The organism is Streptomyces sp. NPDC039423, from assembly GCF_055598725.1.
Genome location: NZ_JBVKAH010000019.1, coordinates 13,594 through 30,414, shown reverse-complemented (window position 1 = coordinate 30,414; position 16,821 = coordinate 13,594). Strand labels below are relative to the sequence as shown.

Sequence of the window (16,821 nt, the reverse complement as noted above, 5' to 3'; positions counted from 1 at the left end):
TGCTGCGAGCGATCCAGGCGGAGAAGGACGCGGCCGGGGATATCGACTGGCTGGTGTCGGTCGACTCCACCATCGTGCGGGCTCACCAGCATGCCACTGGTGGCAAAAGGGGGCAGTCGACCGGGACGAAGCGGGTGATCACGCCCTCGGCCGGTCCCACGGTGGACTGAGCACGAAGGTTCACCTGGCTTGCGACGGACTCGGTCGCCCTCTGGGCTTCGTCTTATCGGGCGGAAATGCCAACGACTGCACTCGCTTTGAACAGGTGATGGCCTCGATCACCGTGCCCAGAGTCGGGCCCGGGCGTCCTCGGACCCGGCCCGACCACGTGGTTGCCGACAAGGGCTACAGCTCCCGGAGGATCCGCGCCTACCTGCGACGACGCGGCATCCCCCACACGATTCCAGAACGCATCGACCAGGCCCTCGGCCGGCTCAACCGCGGCACACGCGGCGGTCGGCCGCCCGGCTTCGATCGATGCCTCTACCGCCACCGCAACGTCGTCGAACGCTGCTTCAACCGTCTCAAGCAGTGGCGCGGGCTGGCCACCCGCTACGACAAGACCCGCGAGTCCTATCAGGCTGCCGTCACCATCGCTTCAATCCTGCTCTGGATCTGAACCTTTGAAGACGATCGCTAGTCCCCGCCCCTCACCCCGATCTCTCCCTGGCCCAGGACTGCACGGACTGCCACGAGTGGGGAAACCGTCATCGCTCCCGACGGACACCGCACGCTGTGCCCGGCGTGCCAGGGCCCCACCAGCAACGACACCCACCCGCACTCGCGTGAAGAAACGGTCGCCCCCGCCGCTCACCCGTGGCGCTCGCCAGCCCACACCACCGGGGCATCCAAGTCGCCGCTGACGCTGGGCACCTACCGGGCGGCAACGGAACAGGAGGGAGCGGGGCTGTACGACAAGAGGCGGCTGCCGGATGGGGACAGCCGCCTCGCTTCACACCCCTGCGCCCGGTCAGCTGCGGATGATGTTCTGGGCCTGCGGGCCCTTCTGTCCCTGGCCGATGTCGAAGGTGACGTGCTCGCCCTCCGTCAGCTCGCGGTATCCGCTGCCCTTGATCTCGGAGTAGTGCGCAAAGACGTCCGGCCCTCCGCCGTCCTGCTCGATGAAGCCGAAGCCCTTTTCGGCGTTGAACCACTTCACGGTGCCGCTGGCCATACTGGTCAATCCTTCGTTCAAGCTTGGGAGCAGCCCTTCATCGGGCGCTCCGGCTCTCTGCACGAGCCAACAGCCGTTCTACCCCCGCAGCACGGAACCTCACCCCCCTGGCCACACACTGCCAGCGTCCCCCGCTTCCGGCGCTCGGGGCGATCATGCGGCTGTGGGGCCGACGAGTTCGGACAGGACGTCTTCCATGGCGAAGAAGCCGATCACCGCGCCCTTGTCACCGGTGACGGCGGCAAGGTAGGTGCCACCTGCCCGCATCGCGGTGAGAGCGTCGTCGAGCGGAGTGTCGATCTGCACACGCATCACAGGATGCGGGGCGGCGGTCGCGGCGCGCGTTTGACCATGCCCCGGCGCCGGCCGCGGGAGAAAGGCCGAGCCGTGCAGTGCCAGCCAGCTATTGACTGGTCGTCTGGTTCGGCCCGGCCTGGAGCCCCCTTTCCCTGGCTCCGGCCGCGTGCTGGTAAGCCCGGCAGACGGTGGAGTCCACCGACACGGTCCAGCCAATGTCGTCAGCGCCGTCGGCCGCTGCCAGGACCGCCGCGAGGATGCGCTCCCAGGTGCCGTCCACGGCCCACCTAAGCAGCCGTTTGTGGGCGGTCCGGAACGAGCCGAGCTCGTCGGGCAGGTCCCGCCAGGGCGAGCAGGTGCGGTACTTCCACGCGATGACCTCCAGGGTTCGGCGGTGGTCGGCCCACCGCCGACCGCGGACCGGATCGTCCCCGGCCTGGACGCCCGGAGGTAGGTGAACGCACTGATCGCCGCGTGCGGGGTCATCGGGGTGAGCGGCGCGATGGTGTCGGGCAGGTCACTGGACCGTCCCGAACGTCCGTAGACGTGGCCGAACAGACGGTCCGGGCTGGTCGGCGCGTCCGCACGCACGCTCTGTGACGGACGTATGCTCATGCGGGGGCCGGCCGCCTGTCCGGCGAATGCCCAGGCGAGCGGCCTAGTTCGGGGAGCATTTCGACTCACCGGTAGCCTGCATCACCATGATGCGCGCTTGGACCTTGCCGATGCTGCTTGTACTCAGCGGCTCAGCCGTCGCGGCTAGGCAGATCTTCAATGGGAGCCCCGGCACAGCCGCAGCACTCCTGCTGGCGTTCCTGGCGCTCGCCAGCGTGAACTCACCCCTGACCTTCCCGAGGTCGATCGGTGCGCAGGAGGCACAACGCCGCAGCGCGGTCGACGGCCGACCGGTCGTCTTCTGGCGGCCGGGCTGCAAGTACTGCATACGACTGCGCATCCGGCTGGGCCGCAGCGCCCGCCAGTTGCACTGGGTCAACATCTGGCGCGACCCGGCAGGAGCCGCAGCGGTGAGAGCAGCCAACGACGGCAACGAGACCGTGCCGACCGTCGTCGTGACGGGCCAGCCACACACCAACCCCGATCCCAGATGGGTACGCGAACAGCTCTCCCCTTCCGCGTGATCAGAAACCGCGCCCTACGGAGAGGCACCCGCAGACACAACCGAAGCGCACAGAAGTTAAAAGACAAGCTAAGCCCTCCGCGCCAAGGGCTTGCCCAGCAGAACGCGTGACCGATCAGCGGGCCTGCCGTGACCAATCCGTCCCCGGCAATCGGTCAAACACCACGTCAGCGCCGTGACCGACCCATGCAACTCCCGACCGAGAGGGTGACCGGTCATCGGTCACCCGGCATCGGCCAGCCCCCGGCTCGCCGGGAAGCCCAGGGGGCCGTGACCGACGCCGCCTGGCCGGAGCGCCTCCGGCCGGGGTGGGCAAGTCACCCTCGCGGGTGGCTTGCCCAGGCTCGCTGGGGCTTGCCCTCAGTTCGCGGGGCCTGGCCTCACCGTCGATGTCGGGGCGCATGTACATCGCCGGAGCGAGGAGCTGTTCTACGTCCTGGAGGGCGAGCTCGACGTGCTCGCCTTCGAACCGCGCGTACGGACGGCCGACGCCTGGCGCGGCTGGGTGTCGGTGTCCGGCAACCGCCTGGTGCGGGCGACGCCTGGCACGGTCATCGTCGTACCGCCGGGTTGCCCGCATGTGTTCGCCAACCCGACGGAGGCACCGGCCAGGATGTTCTTCCGGTCGGCACCGCCGCCAGACCACGAGCGTTATTTCGACGAACTGTTGGAGCTGCTGTCGGCGGGCGGGCCGCCCGACGAGGCCGCCATCGCCGCCCTGCGCGCCCGGTTCGACATCGAGCAGCTCACTCCGCTGCGCCACGGCCCGGCGGCTACCAGCGCACCGGGAGTGCCTCCGGGCCTCGGATGAGCACGTTCGTCTGCCAGGGCACCTCCTGACGGGGCACCGCCAGGCGAAGGGACGGCAGCCGTGCGGTGAGGGTGGCCAGCAGAACCTCCGCCTCCAGGTGTGCCAGCAGAGGGCCGACACAGAAGTGCGGCCCATTCCCGAAGGCGAGGTGCGGGGGGCCTTGGCGGTCGAAGTCGATGCGCCCGGCGTCGGGGTAGACGCGCTCGTCCCAGTTGGCGGCCACGTACGACACGTACACGTACTCGCCCTCGCGGATCAGTTCGCCGCCCACGACTACGTCCTCGGTGGCGACCCGGGGCTGGCCCACGCCGTGTTTGTGGGGCACCCACCGCAAAAGTTCGGTCACGGCCCTCGGCACCGCCTCCGGCTCGGCGCACAGCCGGTCCCACAGGCCGTCGGCCGTGAGCAGGGCGTAGACCATGCTGGCGGTGTTGTTGCACACCGCGTGCCAGCCGTTGAGTCCGATCAGCGTGGCAAGCGCCAGCAGCTCCTCCTCGTCGATCGCGCCGCGGTCGACTGCCCGGACCAGCAGCGTCATGGTGTCGTCGCCGGGATCGGCGCGCCGCAGCCGGGCGAGGTCCCGGAAGTAGGCGCGGGCGTCCCGTTTGACGCTCTCGGCGCGCCGGGCGGCCGCCTCGTCCGACGCCCTCGTAAGGAGGGTCGTCGCCCAGTCGCGCACCTGGGAGCGGTCGGCCTCTGGGATGCCGAGGACCAGGCCGATCACGTCGAGCGGGAAGGGGGAGGTGACATGGCGGACCAGGTCGGCCGGCGGGTGCTCCTCGACCAACTGGTCCAAGCGGGCGTCCAACGCGGCCTGCACGCGGGGCCGCAGCCGTTCCAGAGCGGGCCGGCCGAACGCTGGTGCAACGACCGACCTGACCCGGGCGTGCTCCGGCGGATCGACGAAGCTGACAGCCCGGTCCAGCGGAACGAAGTGCCGGGTCATCTTCGGGATCGGCCGGCCCACGATGTCCCGGCTGAAGCGGGGGTCCGACGTCACGAACCGCACCAGGTCATACCGGGTCACCAGCCAGCAGTCGCCCTCGCCGTGCGGCAGCCGGATACGGCGCACCGGATACGCCTCCACGGAGGCATGCAGGAACGGGTCGAAGTCGAGCGCGGGAAGATCGTCGACGCTGTAAAGAGGGACGGGTACGCGGTGCATGGGCATCTTCCTGGTACGGGCCCGTACGGCCGTCGGCAGACGACCGAACCCTGCCCCAGCGCGCGCCCGCGCACACCACACCGTCAACACGCGTGAGAGTGACGTCCAGCGCCCGCTACCCGTGCCGACACCGAGCCAACGGACGGTCCATGCGGGTGCAGAGAGATCCCCGGCCCATGTCACCCGGCGTGGCCGCCATGACCTTCGTCCGCCCAGACGCCTGGGCTCACGGACACCGCTCGCCCCCACCCGCGTCACACCATTTGCAGCACACCGCCCCACCGGATGATCCAGCGGGGCGGATCTGCCAACATCCAGAGGGCGGACGCGAGGCACCTGGCGGGTCTGACAAGGCGCTCACCGGCCCGTGATCCCGCTGCGGTGCGGACAGTGCGCGGCCGCCCTGACGAGGGCGGCCGCGCACTCGGCCGGTCAGCCGACCCGGCGGGCGGCCGGTCACGGGGGCGGGGCCACCCACCCGTAGGGGCCGCCGCCCCGCCACTCGATCAGCGGGGAGCGCGCCGCCTCGTACTCGGACAGCTCCAGCCCCGCCCGGCGAAGGAACTCGACCACACCACGGAGGCTGTACGCGAGCCCCAGGATCTCCCCATCCGCGCGTACACGCCGGCCGCCGGTCGGCGACGGCGGAGGACATCGGGTGGCGCCAGGCCCGCACCACGCTGCTCGAGGCCGTCGCACGCCACCACCACGCTCACCTGCTCGCCGCCACCGTCGAGCTCGGCGGTGAGCTGGAGCTCCCAGCTACCCGTAACGGGCGCTTCAGGGGCGCGGTCATACCAGAAGGCTGCGCGGTCAGCGACGCCGGCCGCCGCCGATGCGGCGGTCGTCGGCCAGTGCGGTAAGCGGGCCGAACTCGCGGGCAAGCTGGCTCCACGTCAGAACCTCGCCACAGCGGGCCGGGAACTCCTTCGGGTTGAACTCGGGCATGGTCCAGGTGCCAGTGCCCCGGTCCCGCAGCCACAGGTCCCCGTCACCGTCGACCACAGTCGGCGGGACCGGTACGGGCTCGGCCTGATCGGTGGGCTCCCAGGTGACCCGGCCCGGGTGGGAAACGCGGCGCAGCTCGGTGGTGGCCAGCCGCGCGGCCAAGTCACGGGTGGACTCTTCGGCGTCCTTGACCGACGCGAGTCGGAATGCGTCGTCAAGTACGGGCAGGGCTGGATTCTTGCTGCGCTTCGAACTCATACGCTGACTACCTCCGGTGGGGGGCGTCACATCCGTTATGGCACCCCGTAGAGCAACACGGTATCCGAGGCGGGAGCACGGGCCGGCTACGACCACTGTCCAGGTGGAGGCGCTGGCACACCGTGGCGGTGGGGCTAAGTGGTGAACTGTCCAGATAAGACCGGCCCGGGAGGCGGCAACCACGGGCATGAGGTCCTCCCCGGGAGCCCAGGGCATAAGGCGTACGCACCGCGTACCTAAGCCGTACGCGGTGCGTACCTTTACACACGTCCTCTACAGGGGGTGCCCCGCCCGGCCGGGCCAGCCCCCGCGGGGGCCGCCGCCGAGGTCCTGCAACGCTCCAACGGCTCCCGACGCCCTCAGCACGGGCGATCTGCACCTGCCCGGGCACATCGACTACGCCCTCACCGGCCGCCGCGGCCTCGGCGACCGCGGAGATACTGGAACTTCTGGCCCCCTACGCCGGGCAGCGCCAGCGGGCCGCCCGCCTGCGGCCATTCTGCTCGGCGGGCGCATCCCCGCCCGCCGAGAGCCGCGGGCCCCGCGCGGACGCATCGCCCGCCTGAAGTGGCTGGCGCTCGGGCGCGGCCGCCAGCGACCGTTCTGCTTCGACCAGCCCTAGAAGGGTTCAGCGGCCTGCAGGAGGCGCTGCGGGAGGTGGGGGGATTCGACGCGGACGGCCCAGCCACGGCAGCCGGCTCGGTCCGCGGCGGGCTCCCGGCGGGGTTAGGCGAAGCGGATCAGGTGCAGTGGGGCAGGCTCATCGCATCCCCGGCCAGGCTGGCCGTCGGCACTGCACCGGCAGCGCTTCACAACGCGACCCATGAGAGCGGGTGACGGCCGCTGTGCGCGGCATGTCCTGGTATGCGGACGGCTCACCGGCCGCCACCAGATCACCTTGAGGCTCGGTCGCCGCTCCGTGTCTCACACTGAAAGGTGCCGGCCCTGCCCGGACCCCATGGGGGCCCGACGCGACGACCGCGGGCGCCTGGCCGGCAGCGCCTACATCTGGACCCGCGTCGCCGAAAGCGAGCCCGACTTCGCAACCTGCCCGCCACACATCGCCCCCGACCCTGCCCTACGCGCCGTCTGGACCCGGGAGCGACACAACGTCTTCCAGTGGCTCCGCACCGCTGACCACCAGCCCTACTACGGCGCCCTCAAACCACTGCTCGAGGACCACGCCGAGCACCTGGCCAAGGAGATCGACAGACGCTGAGCCCGAGCGTGATGGGCAAGGTCAGGACCGCGCGGTCCGGAACGCCAGATACCGGCTGAAGGCTTCGTTGCTGTCGGGGGTGAAGCGCCACTCCAGCAGGGCCGACCGCAGCTCCGGCTCGGTCAGCCAGCCATGCCAGGCGACCTCGTCGGAATCAAGAACCACAGGGTCCGGCACCTCGGCTTCGTGCACGCCGAGCCAGTGAGGGCTCAAGCCGCTGCGGTTGATGAACGTGAAGAGCAGGCGCGGCAGCGCACGAATGCCCAGCTCTTCGGTCAGCTCCCTCGCGGCGGCCTGTTCATAGGATTCGCCGACATTTGCGGCGCCGCCGACCCCGACCTCATAGAACCCGGGGAAGCGCGATGCCTGCTCCGGCCGTCGGTGGATGAGGGTCCGTCCATGATCATCACGACACACCGTCACGGCGACTCGGTGCAGCCAACCCTCCTGGATGGCCTGCTGGCGGCTGACCACCATCCCCAGCACACGATCTTGATCGTCGACACGCTCCACCAGTTCATCCACGACGCACACCCTGGCAGTGCCCACTGACAACGCCGCTTCTCCGAGCCCGCAGAGGCCAACCCGGGAGAACCGGAACTCTCGTCGAATAGTGGGCCAGTATGCCGCCGAGCCCGCCGTCTTTGATCGGCAGGGACTCCATCCGAGCCTCCTGGAAGCGCAGCTCCGGAGGGGCCCACCGGGCGTGATCGACCATGCCCGGGGAGAGGTCGAGACCGCAGGCGTCCGTGCCCTGTTCATGCAGCATGGCCGTCAGATGTTCCGCGCCCTCGACATCGAAGGTGCCGATCATGGCCCGGGAGAAGCGGTGCTCCTCCAGCCGATTTGCGAACAGCGAGGCGTACGGTTCGACGACGGCGTCGTAGGCCGCCCTGGTCTCGTTCTGATGATCCACCACCGGTCTGATAGTCCGTCCCTCCAGGGTCAGAAGTACGTGCCTGTGCGTCACGGAGCTGAACCAGGCGCGGAGGCTCGCCGTGACCGATCCCGCCTGACGATGGCTTCAGCGACCTCTTGGATGGCGCCGCGAAGGAGGTTGCCGTAGGGATTCCGTGGAAGGCTGGGAGCGTGCGATTTGGCCGCGTCGATGTGCTCGGTGGCAGCTTCGAAGGAGCCGAGCCGCCGGTAGTTGTCGGCAAGGTTGAGGTACAGGGAGGGGTAGAAGCCGGCGATGTGGAGACCGGCGTCGTGCTCCTGGACGCGCTGCTCGGTCACGGCATCGGCAGCGTCCAGGGCCCGGATGTCCCAGGCCAGGGCTTGGGCAGGATCGTCGTAGAGATCTGCCAGGTAGTGAGCGAGAGAGCAGCGGTGCAGCGGGTCACCGGTGACGCCGATCGTGGACCACAGGTCCAGTAGCTTCTGGCGGGCGGAAGCGGTGCCACCGGCTCGCCCCTCGGCGACAGCGTGGCCTATTGCTTCCATGATCGGGTCGGGGCTGGCGGGTGCGGTGGTCATGGAGTGTTCCTCGTTGTCTTTCTCAGGCGGCATGGTCGGACTTGATGGGCATGGCCAGGGTGGTGAGATCGCCGCGATCCGCGGAGCGGATCGTGACGGGCTGGTCGTGTCCTCGCAGGTCGAGGAGTACGTCAGGGCCGATCGCGGTGCTCACGGCGGGATAGAGCGTGGTCAGCTCGAAGCAGATCCGGAGGGGCCGGCCCGTCGCGGTGGCCGGAAGTGTGATGCCGGAGTGTTCGTCGTCCACGGACACGACGTTCACTGCGTGATCGGCGACATGCAGTGCGACGCGCTCGCCGGGTTGTTCTTCCAGGGCTCGCAGGAGCAGGTCCTTCGAGAGCGCCGCACGAGTGCTGACTTCGCCCAGTGACGCGAACATCAACCGGTAGTCGGGGAACTCCTCGGGCAGCAATCGGCAGTGCTGGCCCTCCCGGTCGGCCACGCGGAACCAGATCCCGTTCGAGACCGCTTCCAGTCGCACCAGCGGACTGCGTCGGATCTCGGCGACCGCAGCTCGCAGCTCGTGGCCGTGGACCGTGCCGGCCCACGTCTGCCTCGGTGCTTCAGCCGGCACCAGCGTTCTGGTGGAGAGTCGGTATCGGTCCGTCGCAGTCAGCGTGACTGCCTCATGACTCGCCTCGATGCGCACACCGGCGAGTTCCGGAATGCCACGCTCGTGCGCGGTCGCGGTCAGGACCTGCTCGACCGCGGCCGCCAGCACGGGCCCCTTCACCGCCGTAATCGGAAGACCTGGCGCGTCGCCGAGCGCGGACTTGATGACAGCGGCCTTCTGCTGCACGGCCGCTGCCTCTCCGACGACCTTCGCGACATGCTCATCGAGGAGCCGGGAAGCCTCGTCAGCCCCGGAACCAAGCACAGCCTCGACAGCGGCCAGGGGCATGGCGAGCTCGCGGAGCTGACGCAACGTGGTCCCCCGAGCCACCTGTGCAGTGCTGTAGTAGCGGTAGCCCGAGACCGGGTCGACCTCGGCAGGGGGCAGCAGCCCGGAGTCGGCGTAGAACCGCAGTGCGCTGGAGGTCAGTCCACTGCGTTGGGCGAAGGCCCCGATCGGCATCAGCTCATCGTTTGGCACCGCGTCATCATCGAGCTTCAACCAACCTGAAGGTCAACACCGACAAGTACCGACACCAACCTCATGGCCGGCAACACCTAGCTAGGAGGCCGGACACGGATGACCACAGTTGGCAACCTGTCGCGCTCAGGCTCAACCGCCCACAACACCGTCGGTGACAACCAGCCTGCCTATGTGACAACCATCGTGCTTCGGCTCAACTCAGTCACAGCAATTGGTGCTGGGGCTGCGGGTTCAGTATTCGAGATCCAGGTAGTCGATGTCGTTGATCGCCACGTCCGAGAGTCCCATGGCGCGGGCACCGCCGTCCTGGACTCTCTCGCGGTAATCGACCAGTGGCGCGGCAAGGGCATCGCGCGCGCCCTGGTCGCCGAAGCGGAGAAGGCGGCCCGCTCGCAGCCAGCCGGGAAGCTGGGCGCGGCCGTCCTGTACGCCACGCACGAGCCGGAGCTGACGGACTTCTACGCGAGGCTCGGCTTCACCCTCTCCCCCGACGGCATCGGCATCCCCACCCCGGCCGGGATCATCTGCCACGGCCCGCTCAAGGGCTTCAAGTTCTCGCACGTCCGGGTACACCGAGGCGGAGTGGGCCCGGTTCGTGGCCGTCGCCCGCGACGAGCACCGCGTCGCGGCATACCGCAAGCGCGCCTACGCCCTGCTGCTCACCCTCTACACCTGCTGCCTGCGCATCGACTCCCTGCTCAACGCCCGCGTCGAAGACCTCGGATACGACAGGGGCACCGCGTCGTGCTGCTCCTGGAGAAGGTGAAGGGCGGCGGCCGGAAGAAGAAGCCGATCCCGCCGGCCACGTGGGACGCACTCACGGAGTACCTCAACGGCCGCACCACCGGCTGGTTCTGCACCGCCAGCGGCGCCCAGCTCGACGAACCCGCCGTATGGCGGCTCCTCCAGTCGCTGGCCAAGCGCGCCGGGCTCCCGCTGCGCGGCCCGCACGGCGTCAAGGGCGACGCCGTCACCCACGCCTTGGCGAAGCCGGACGCCCGGCCGGACAAAGTCCAGCAGTGGGCCGACCACAAGGACTCCCGCACCACCCAGCTCTACAACCGGCGCCCGGAACTCCTCGACGACAGCCCCGGCTACGGGCTCGCGGCGGACGTCGCCGGAGCGCTGGCACGCGACTCCGACTGAGTCCCAGACGGCACCTGTAGGGATCTGAGCTGCGTAAACACCACCGCTCAGAGTCCTACAGGTGCGCGCGACGGGGCTAGGACACCCGGGGCCGTGCCGGGCGGTTGCCGTGCTGTCGCGGTTTGGTGGCGCGGCTGAGTCGCTGCCGCTGTTCGCCCGCTGTCGAACCCTGCGGCTGCGGTCGGTTTGCCTCAGCGCCGCCGTTTCGCCGCCGCCCGTCACTGGCTGCCTCGGAAGCCGGAGGCGCCTTGGCTGCCGCAGTGATTGCGGGGCATGCTCAGTGGACTCTGTCCAGCGTTGCCTGTCAGGAGGCCGGTGCCGATCACCGTCGCGCTGGCAGGGTCTCGTGACAGGTGATTGGCGCAGTAGTTGCCGAACGTGGCATTGCCCAGCCCTCCGATGACGTCAGCATGCACCAGGCCGGCGGAGGCCGTGGAGCCGCCGACCAGCACCGACGCAGCGCCAGCACAGCCCGGACTGGCCGACGGCAGCCGGCCGCGCAGCCGGGACGGACGGCGCGCGGCGGCGGAACGGCGGCAACGATCGGAACCCCGGCCCGCGGCAGGACGGCTGCAGTGGGCTCGGGCGGTGCCCTGAGCCATGCCTGCCCTCGTTCCGTAAAGCCAGGACCGTGGTCCGTTCCCGGCATCCAGCACCTGTCCACTCGCGCACGTCCCGCTCCCCTTCGTTGAGGGATGTCGCCTTTGCGCCCTGCCTCGGGGTCACCATCCGTGACAGCATGGTGACCATGACGACTACAGGGCGTATGTCTGCCGGCACACGAGGACTGCTCCCCGGTCATGGCCGAGGGCGGACGGTCGCGGGCGGGCAGGCCGCGTTGACGGTGGGAGCGGAGGAGGAGTTCCTCCTGGTCGACCCTGTGTCGCGCGCGGTGAGCGCGCAGGCGGGCGCGGTGGTGGCCGAGGCGGCGGGTGAGCTCTGTGATCGCGTGGGCCCTGAGCTGACGCGCTACCAGGTCGAGGTGCGCACCGATCCGCACTCCAGCCTTGCCGATTTCGCGGAGCAGGTCCGTTCCACGCGCGAGGCGATCGTGCGGGCTGCCGACCGCCAGGGTCTGCGGGTCATCTCCAGCGGCAGCCCGGTCTTCGGCCAGGTCTCCCCGCCGCCGCTGACCGCCGGCGCCCGCTACACGGCGAGCGCCGCGGCATTCGGTGCCCTGGACGACGAACAGTGTGCCTGCGCCTGTCACATCCACGTCGGTGTTCCCGACCTCGCCACGGCGCTGCAGATCAGCAACCGCCTGCGCCCCTGGATCCCGGCCCTGATCGCTCTCGCCGGTAACTCGCCTTTCTGGGCGGGTCGGGACACTGGGCACGCCAGCTGGCGCACGACGACCTGGGGACGGTGGCCGGTGGCCGGGCCTCCCCCCTACTTCGAGTCCACTTCCCACTTCGAGGACCTCGTCGCAGGCTTCCTCACCACCGGCAGCATCATGGACCGTGGCGGCCTGTACTGGGACATCCGCCCCTCCCACCACGTACCCACACTCGAATTCCGCGCCGCCGACGCGACCACCACCCCGGGCGAGACCGTGCTTCTCGCCGGGCTCGTCCGGGCGATGACCGCCACCGCCCTGCACGCCACCACCACCGGCGACCCGGTTTTCCGGCCCGCGCCGGAGGTGCTGCGCACCGCCTGCTGGCGCGCGGCCCGCGACGGCCTGGCCGGGCAGGGCATCGACCTGTCCACCGGCCGCCTGTCCCCCGCCGTCGACCAGGTCGACCAGCTCCTGGCATGGCTGCAACCCGCTTTGGAGGAGCACAGCGACACGGAACTGGTGAACACCCTCTGGTCACGTCTGCGCGCCACCGGCAGCGGTGCCGACCGGCAACGCGCCGCCTATCAACGCCGAGGCCGTCTCACCGACATCGTCGACCACCTCATCTCCTCGACCACCGAATCGGATTGAGATCGCACACTGGCACCCGCAGACAGGCCTGACCCGGCCGGGATTCTCTGTGCCGGCTGCGGACACCTGAAGCGAACCCCTTGAAGAGCAATTGGCCGGGGAGCAGGCCCTGAGCGTTGATCTGCACAGCGAGCTGGCGCCCTTGGAGGATCCGTATGGGCGCGGGATTCCTTGCGATTGATGGGCGACCAGCACGCACTGGTCCCCGCTCCTGGCGATCGGAAGCACCGTGATACCGGTGGCGGCAGGTGTCACCGGAACCGGCCGGCCACTGTGTGAAAGGAGTGTTTGGGCTCCCACTGCCCGGTTTCCGCGTAGCCGCGCCGCGTCCCGGTCGGGAAGGTCTTGACCAGCGCGAAGCTGGCGATGTCCAGGTCGTGGCGGCGCTGCGGGGAATGGGGCGAGTCGGGGGCGATGAAGTTGTAGACGAACGCGCCTTCCACCCGCTCGGCTGTATAGAGGGCCAGCAGCTCCCCGATCTCGCCGGCCTGCTCTCGTTCATTGCGCACGTAGCCGTCCTTGACCACCGGAGGTTCCCGCTCCCAGTCCACCACGTTGAAGCCCGACCCACCCTGCTCCTTGGCCCCCGTGAAGGTGCAGCAGCCGAACTCGGTGATGACGACTGGCTTGCCGTGCCGTTGCAGGGCGCGCAGCACCTTGGTGTAGATGGCCTTGTTGTCCGCGTTCCGGTACAGATTGACCCCCACGACGTCGAAGCCACGCCAGTCGACCTCCTCCCACTCCCCTGAGCTGTATGTGACCCGCCCCTTGAACAGCGGGCGTACGGTCTTGAGCGCCCGGTCCAAAAAGGTGTTCAGCCGCTCCTGATAGCCGGCCGACTCGGGGTGCCCCAGCGCCTGACCGCGCTCGTTGTAGTCCTTGCCCGGCACCAGTCCGGACATGAAGATGGTCAGCTCGGTGCCGACTGCGATTCCTACGCCGGGATGGCGGGTGCGCAGCCGCTCGGCAGCACACGCCACCGTGCCGAGGAAGGCGAGGGTCTGCTCCGCGTCCCTGTCGAACTGCCGCGGCTCGAACCAGACGAAAAGGCCGTGCGCGGCCGCGATCGACGCAGCCTCCGTCAGCCGGTCAAGGTCGTGGCCGAGCAACAGGACCGCGTTGCAGTGCAACTGCTCCCTGATGGCCGCGATCTCCCGGCGCACATACTCCATGCGCCAGACATCACGGTCTGTATCGAAGTTGACGCCCTTGTAGGTAAGCGATCCAGCGGTCCGCGGCGGCGGCGCGCCGGTGGCCCCTGCACGGGCGTGCGCGGTGCCGGCGGCGCAAACGGCGGACAGGGCCGCAGTGCCGGTAAGCAGGGTCCTGCGGGCGATCGGTGCTGCATTCATGCCGACAGCTTGTACAGAATGGGGCCGACCGCACGTCGGCCGAAAGGCTTCGCAGTCTCGACCAAAGTCGCCACCGCGCTCGACCTGCGGCGCAGGGAGCAGGCGAACGCGACGCAGAACTCGGAGACTCACGGTCCGCCGGCACATGAGGAGTGGTTCTCGGCCGGGACGGCGGCGCGCGCCGCGACACCCCGAGAGCAGGAAATCGGCGTCATGTGCACAGGCATGGTATGGGCGGCCCTCTCCCTGGGCTCTTGTGGAGCGTGTCTCAGGAGGCTCGCGATGCCCGCCCGCTGGTTGGCCCGGTGCACGCCCTGGCACCCCTCCACGGCCCCGAAGCCGTCCGGGCAGGCAGTAGCGGGTGTCCAGCCAGAGCAGCCGGCGCTCGGCACGGCGGGCAGGCCCCCGGGACGCCGGCGGTGACGAAGTCAATCCCGTGTCGGCGTAGATATGAAAGTTCACGCGAACGCCGACAACCGGTCGCCGGTGCGGTGAACCGGAGTGGGCCTCGGAAGCCCCGGGCATCCGCAGCCCCCCACCGGGGCGGCTTCTCGGGGCCAGGGGTAGCCCACAAGCCGTGGCCGGATAGGGTCACCGTTCGTGACGAAGATCAATCTCGCCCGGACGGCGACCACGACAGCAGCTGCTCTCGCCCTCCTCGGCACCACAGCCCCGGCACCCGCGCTCGCCGACGGCGGCACGTCCGCCCCTGCCGTAACGACCGGTGCCCTGTTCAACGACCCCACCAGCACCGACCCGGCACGGACCGACGCGATACCCACACACCTCGCCCGGCTCATCGACGGCGCGGTTCCCGGGTCCGACATCATGATCTCCACGTACGTGTTCGGCTCCAAGTGGGTGGTGGAGCGGCTGAATGCGGCGCACCTGCGCGGGGTCAACGTTCGGGTGATCCTGGACAGCGAGACGCTCCGGCACTGGGAGGGCGGTCCGATGTACGACCTGCTCGCCGCCGGGCTCGCCAAGAAGCCAGCCGGTTCGGGCGACTCCTGGGTACGGCTGTGCGCCGACAAGCAGGCGTGCCTGGCGAAAGATCCGAACCCGGCAGACGGCTGGCCCAGCGTCAACCACAACAAGTTCTACTTGTTCTCCAAGACCAAGGGAAGCGCCACCGCCACCGTGCCGGTGGACAACGTGGTCGTGCAGTCATCCGCGAACATGACCACCTGGGACCGGAAGAAGGCCTGGAACGACGCTCTGACGGTGGCCGGTAATCAGCCGCTGTACGCCGCCTACGCCGCCTACTTCAAGCGTCAGGCCGAAGCACAGGCGGACCCGTCCAAGCAGGTTTCCGACGTGCTGATGGACACCCAGGCGGGCCGCGCCAAGGCCTACTTTTTCCCACGGGCGACCACGGACGTCATCGTCAACATCCTCGGTATGGTGGACGACCCGGTTGACGGGAAGCCAGCCTGCTACGGAAACGACACCGGCCACGGCACCACCGATGGCCGCACGGTGATCCGCGTCGCGATGCACGGGATCACCCGCCCGGAAGTCGCGCAGAAACTGTGGGACCTGGACGACGCGGGCTGCTACGTGGACATCGTGTACCGCGACCTCGACGCGTCGGGGACCGAAGTCGCGCAAATCCTCAACAAGCCGACCCGGTACGGCGGTATCGGCCTGCACAAGCTGGACGACGCGGCGGGCGGCACACACACCGCCACCCACACCAAGTACCTGCTCATCGAGGGCACCTACAAGGGCAAGAACAACCAGAAACTCGTCTTCACCGGCAGCCACCCCTACACCAAGTCGGGCCTGATCGGTAACGACGAAGCCCTCCTCAAGTGGGATGACTCCACGGACCCTGAGCACCACACCGCCTCTGTCTACGACGCCTACCGGGAAAACTTCCGCACCCAGCGAGCCCTCGCCGACACGCAGAACACGCAGCCACAGCCGTAGCTTTGAGAGCGGGCGCGGCAGCGAAGCCCAGCGCAACGCCGACCCCAGGCCGGTGGGCGCTGCCGCAGCCTCGCCAGCAGGCACCCGGCTACTCCCACGTCAGACGTAAACGGCCGTTCTGCGAGCCGCGCGCCCGCTGAAGGCGAAGTGCCGCAGATTCGAGCGGTCGCTTGCGTCGAACGCCGGGTCGGGGACGTCACCGAGAGGCGCTGGCCCCACTGAGGGTCGCTGGTGCGCTTCAGCAGCGTGTCGCGGCGGCCGGCCGGCGGATGGGCGACGAGGAACAGATGCGACTGCTCGCCGATCCCTGCGAGGGGGTCCGTCTCGATCTGCTGCTCCATGAGTTCCAGGGCGGCCTGGTCGGCGAAGCGGTGACGCTCGTGGAGGCGTACGACATCACGGTCGGACAGGACGTGCGTGGTCTTGTCGCCGCGGCCGTAGTAGCGGCCGTCGACCATGCGGGGCGCGGCGGGGCCGGCAGGGATATGGACGACGAGATACCTATGTTCCTCGTTGGCTGCCGAGGGGATGTCGGTGGTGACGACGGTGAGCGGCGGGTCGGGCACCGCGCGGGCGACCTGTTCGACTTTCTCACCCAGTCCCTTCAAGGGCTGCGGAGCACGGAAGAAGGTGCAGTTGTCCTTGTCCTCGGCGATTCCGATGATCAGCGTCCCGCCGTCGACGGCGAAGGAGGCTATGTCGCGGGCGAGTTCTCTGCTGTCGCCTTTGGTGGCAGCCAGGGCCTTCTTGAGGCCCAGGTAGTGGGTCTCCTCCAGCGGTCCGCCTTCGATGGCGGCCTGGAGACCGCCTTCTGTTCGCGGTGACCAGCCGGGAACTTGGGGCGACAGGCAGATCGGCATCACGGGAAGCCCTCCCGCA

16 protein-coding genes and 6 pseudogenes are annotated in these 16,821 nt (G+C 69.2%); 9 read left to right on the top strand and 13 right to left on the bottom strand.

Features of this window, described 5'->3' with window-relative positions; all coding sequences use genetic code 11:
* Positions 1-619 (top strand): annotated as a pseudogene (locus ACZ7LK_RS32105) (IS5 family transposase); the annotation flags it as partial.
* A gap of 351 nt (positions 620-970) precedes the next feature.
* Here the strand turns inward: ACZ7LK_RS32105 and ACZ7LK_RS32100 are convergent.
* From ACZ7LK_RS32100 to ACZ7LK_RS32090, 3 genes and pseudogenes are all read right to left on the bottom strand, one after another.
* The gene (locus tag ACZ7LK_RS32100) at positions 971-1,174 is read right to left on the bottom strand and encodes a cold-shock protein (protein ID WP_383995209.1); all 204 of its coding nucleotides are present in this window, start codon (positions 1,172-1,174) and stop codon (positions 971-973) included.
* Positions 1,175-1,327: 153 nt separating this feature from the next.
* Positions 1,328-1,504: pseudogene (locus tag ACZ7LK_RS32095) on the bottom strand (CBS domain-containing protein); the annotation flags it as partial.
* Positions 1,505-1,613: 109 nt separating this feature from the next.
* Positions 1,614-1,898: pseudogene (locus tag ACZ7LK_RS32090) on the bottom strand (transposase); the annotation flags it as partial.
* A gap of 274 nt (positions 1,899-2,172) precedes the next feature.
* On the opposite strand from ACZ7LK_RS32090, the gene ACZ7LK_RS32085 reads away from it, so the two are divergent.
* Positions 2,173-2,610 carry a glutaredoxin domain-containing protein gene (locus ACZ7LK_RS32085; RefSeq protein WP_471144625.1) on the top strand — a complete coding sequence of 146 codons (438 nt, stop codon included), beginning with the start codon at positions 2,173-2,175 and terminating at the stop codon, positions 2,608-2,610.
* Positions 2,611-2,943: 333 nt separating this feature from the next.
* The gene (locus ACZ7LK_RS32080; protein WP_469463698.1) at positions 2,944-3,420 is read left to right on the top strand and encodes a cupin domain-containing protein; all 477 of its coding nucleotides are present in this window, start codon (positions 2,944-2,946) and stop codon (positions 3,418-3,420) included.
* Here the strand turns inward: ACZ7LK_RS32080 and ACZ7LK_RS32075 are convergent.
* The 3 genes from ACZ7LK_RS32075 to ACZ7LK_RS32065 all read right to left on the bottom strand — a co-directional run bounded on the left by ACZ7LK_RS32075 (position 3,383) and on the right by ACZ7LK_RS32065 (position 5,791).
* Entirely contained in the window at positions 3,383-4,585 is a 1,203-nt protein-coding gene (locus ACZ7LK_RS32075; protein ID WP_471144624.1) for a cytochrome P450, read from the bottom strand. The genes ACZ7LK_RS32080 and ACZ7LK_RS32075 overlap by 38 nt on opposite strands.
* A 456-nt stretch (positions 4,586-5,041) precedes the next feature.
* Positions 5,042-5,284: a hypothetical protein gene (locus tag ACZ7LK_RS32070; RefSeq protein ID WP_392277811.1), complete on the bottom strand. Its 243-nt coding sequence runs from the start codon at positions 5,282-5,284 to the stop codon at positions 5,042-5,044.
* 114 nt (positions 5,285-5,398) lie between these two features.
* On the bottom strand, positions 5,399-5,791 hold the full coding sequence (locus ACZ7LK_RS32065) for a hypothetical protein (RefSeq protein ID WP_189554877.1): 393 nt from the start codon (positions 5,789-5,791) through the stop codon (positions 5,399-5,401).
* Between the two features lie 919 nt (positions 5,792-6,710).
* Here ACZ7LK_RS32065 and ACZ7LK_RS32060 point away from each other — a divergent pair.
* Positions 6,711-7,010, top strand: a complete 300-nt coding sequence (locus ACZ7LK_RS32060; protein ID WP_471144623.1) for a hypothetical protein — start codon at positions 6,711-6,713, stop codon at positions 7,008-7,010.
* A gap of 21 nt (positions 7,011-7,031) precedes the next feature.
* On the opposite strand, the gene ACZ7LK_RS32055 is transcribed toward ACZ7LK_RS32060, so the two are convergent.
* From ACZ7LK_RS32055 to ACZ7LK_RS32035, 5 genes and pseudogenes are all read right to left on the bottom strand, one after another.
* Positions 7,032-7,535, bottom strand: a complete 504-nt coding sequence (locus ACZ7LK_RS32055) for an NUDIX hydrolase (protein ID WP_471144622.1) — start codon at positions 7,533-7,535, stop codon at positions 7,032-7,034.
* An 82-nt stretch (positions 7,536-7,617) separates the two neighbouring features.
* Positions 7,618-7,929 (bottom strand): annotated as a pseudogene (locus tag ACZ7LK_RS32050) (class I SAM-dependent methyltransferase); the annotation flags it as partial.
* A gap of 47 nt (positions 7,930-7,976) precedes the next feature.
* Positions 7,977-8,486: a hypothetical protein gene (locus tag ACZ7LK_RS32045; RefSeq protein WP_471144621.1), complete on the bottom strand. Its 510-nt coding sequence runs from the start codon at positions 8,484-8,486 to the stop codon at positions 7,977-7,979.
* Positions 8,487-8,508: 22 nt separating this feature from the next.
* Positions 8,509-9,579 (bottom strand): DNA polymerase III subunit beta family protein, encoded by a 1,071-nt coding sequence (locus ACZ7LK_RS32040; protein ID WP_469463767.1) that lies wholly within the window; start codon positions 9,577-9,579, stop codon positions 8,509-8,511.
* A 234-nt stretch (positions 9,580-9,813) separates the two neighbouring features.
* A pseudogene (locus tag ACZ7LK_RS32035) lies at positions 9,814-9,894 on the bottom strand (telomere-protecting terminal protein Tpg); the annotation flags it as partial.
* On the opposite strand from ACZ7LK_RS32035, the pseudogene ACZ7LK_RS32030 reads away from it, so the two are divergent.
* The 4 genes and pseudogenes from ACZ7LK_RS32030 to ACZ7LK_RS32015 form a co-directional block, all read left to right on the top strand.
* Positions 9,889-10,002: pseudogene (locus ACZ7LK_RS32030) on the top strand (GNAT family N-acetyltransferase); the annotation flags it as partial. The pseudogenes ACZ7LK_RS32035 and ACZ7LK_RS32030 overlap by 6 nt on opposite strands.
* A gap of 175 nt (positions 10,003-10,177) precedes the next feature.
* Entirely contained in the window at positions 10,178-10,348 is a 171-nt protein-coding gene (locus tag ACZ7LK_RS32025; protein ID WP_469463704.1) for a hypothetical protein, read from the top strand.
* Positions 10,327-10,728, top strand: a complete 402-nt coding sequence (locus ACZ7LK_RS32020; RefSeq protein ID WP_471144628.1) for a tyrosine-type recombinase/integrase — start codon at positions 10,327-10,329, stop codon at positions 10,726-10,728. Before ACZ7LK_RS32025 ends, ACZ7LK_RS32020 begins: the two co-directional genes overlap by 22 nt.
* Before the next feature lie 739 nt (positions 10,729-11,467).
* Complete coding sequence (locus tag ACZ7LK_RS32015) at positions 11,468-12,658, top strand: carboxylate-amine ligase (protein WP_471144620.1); 1,191 nt, start codon at positions 11,468-11,470, stop codon at positions 12,656-12,658.
* 251 nt (positions 12,659-12,909) lie between these two features.
* Here ACZ7LK_RS32015 and ACZ7LK_RS32010 read toward each other — a convergent pair whose 3' ends face one another.
* Positions 12,910-14,010: an abortive infection protein gene (locus tag ACZ7LK_RS32010; RefSeq protein ID WP_469463705.1), complete on the bottom strand. Its 1,101-nt coding sequence runs from the start codon at positions 14,008-14,010 to the stop codon at positions 12,910-12,912.
* 600 nt (positions 14,011-14,610) lie between these two features.
* On the opposite strand from ACZ7LK_RS32010, the gene ACZ7LK_RS32005 reads away from it, so the two are divergent.
* On the top strand, positions 14,611-15,942 hold the full coding sequence (locus tag ACZ7LK_RS32005; RefSeq protein WP_392277805.1) for a phospholipase D-like domain-containing protein: 1,332 nt from the start codon (positions 14,611-14,613) through the stop codon (positions 15,940-15,942).
* Here the strand turns inward: ACZ7LK_RS32005 and ACZ7LK_RS32000 are convergent.
* Positions 15,876-16,802, bottom strand: a complete 927-nt coding sequence (locus ACZ7LK_RS32000) for an ATP-binding protein (RefSeq protein ID WP_471144627.1) — start codon at positions 16,800-16,802, stop codon at positions 15,876-15,878. The two genes, ACZ7LK_RS32005 and ACZ7LK_RS32000, sit on opposite strands and share 67 nt — an antisense overlap.
* Positions 16,803-16,821 lie beyond the last annotated feature (19 nt).

Bases quoted from the DNA above. Each gene is read 5' to 3' on its own strand.
- ACZ7LK_RS32100 (WP_383995209.1), bottom strand. From the start codon at position 1,174: ATGGCCAGCGGCACCGTGAAGTGGTTCAACGCCGAAAAGGGCTTCGGC.
- ACZ7LK_RS32085 (WP_471144625.1), top strand. From the start codon at position 2,173: ATGATGCGCGCTTGGACCTTGCCGATGCTGCTTGTACTCAGCGGCTCA.
- ACZ7LK_RS32075 (WP_471144624.1), bottom strand. From the start codon at position 4,585: ATGCACCGCGTACCCGTCCCTCTTTACAGCGTCGACGATCTTCCCGCG.
- ACZ7LK_RS32065 (WP_189554877.1), bottom strand. From the start codon at position 5,791: ATGAGTTCGAAGCGCAGCAAGAATCCAGCCCTGCCCGTACTTGACGAC.
- ACZ7LK_RS32045 (WP_471144621.1), bottom strand. From the start codon at position 8,486: ATGACCACCGCACCCGCCAGCCCCGACCCGATCATGGAAGCAATAGGC.
- ACZ7LK_RS32015 (WP_471144620.1), top strand. From the start codon at position 11,468: ATGGTGACCATGACGACTACAGGGCGTATGTCTGCCGGCACACGAGGA.
- ACZ7LK_RS32010 (WP_469463705.1), bottom strand. From the start codon at position 14,010: ATGAATGCAGCACCGATCGCCCGCAGGACCCTGCTTACCGGCACTGCG.
- ACZ7LK_RS32000 (WP_471144627.1), bottom strand. From the start codon at position 16,802: ATGCCGATCTGCCTGTCGCCCCAAGTTCCCGGCTGGTCACCGCGAACA.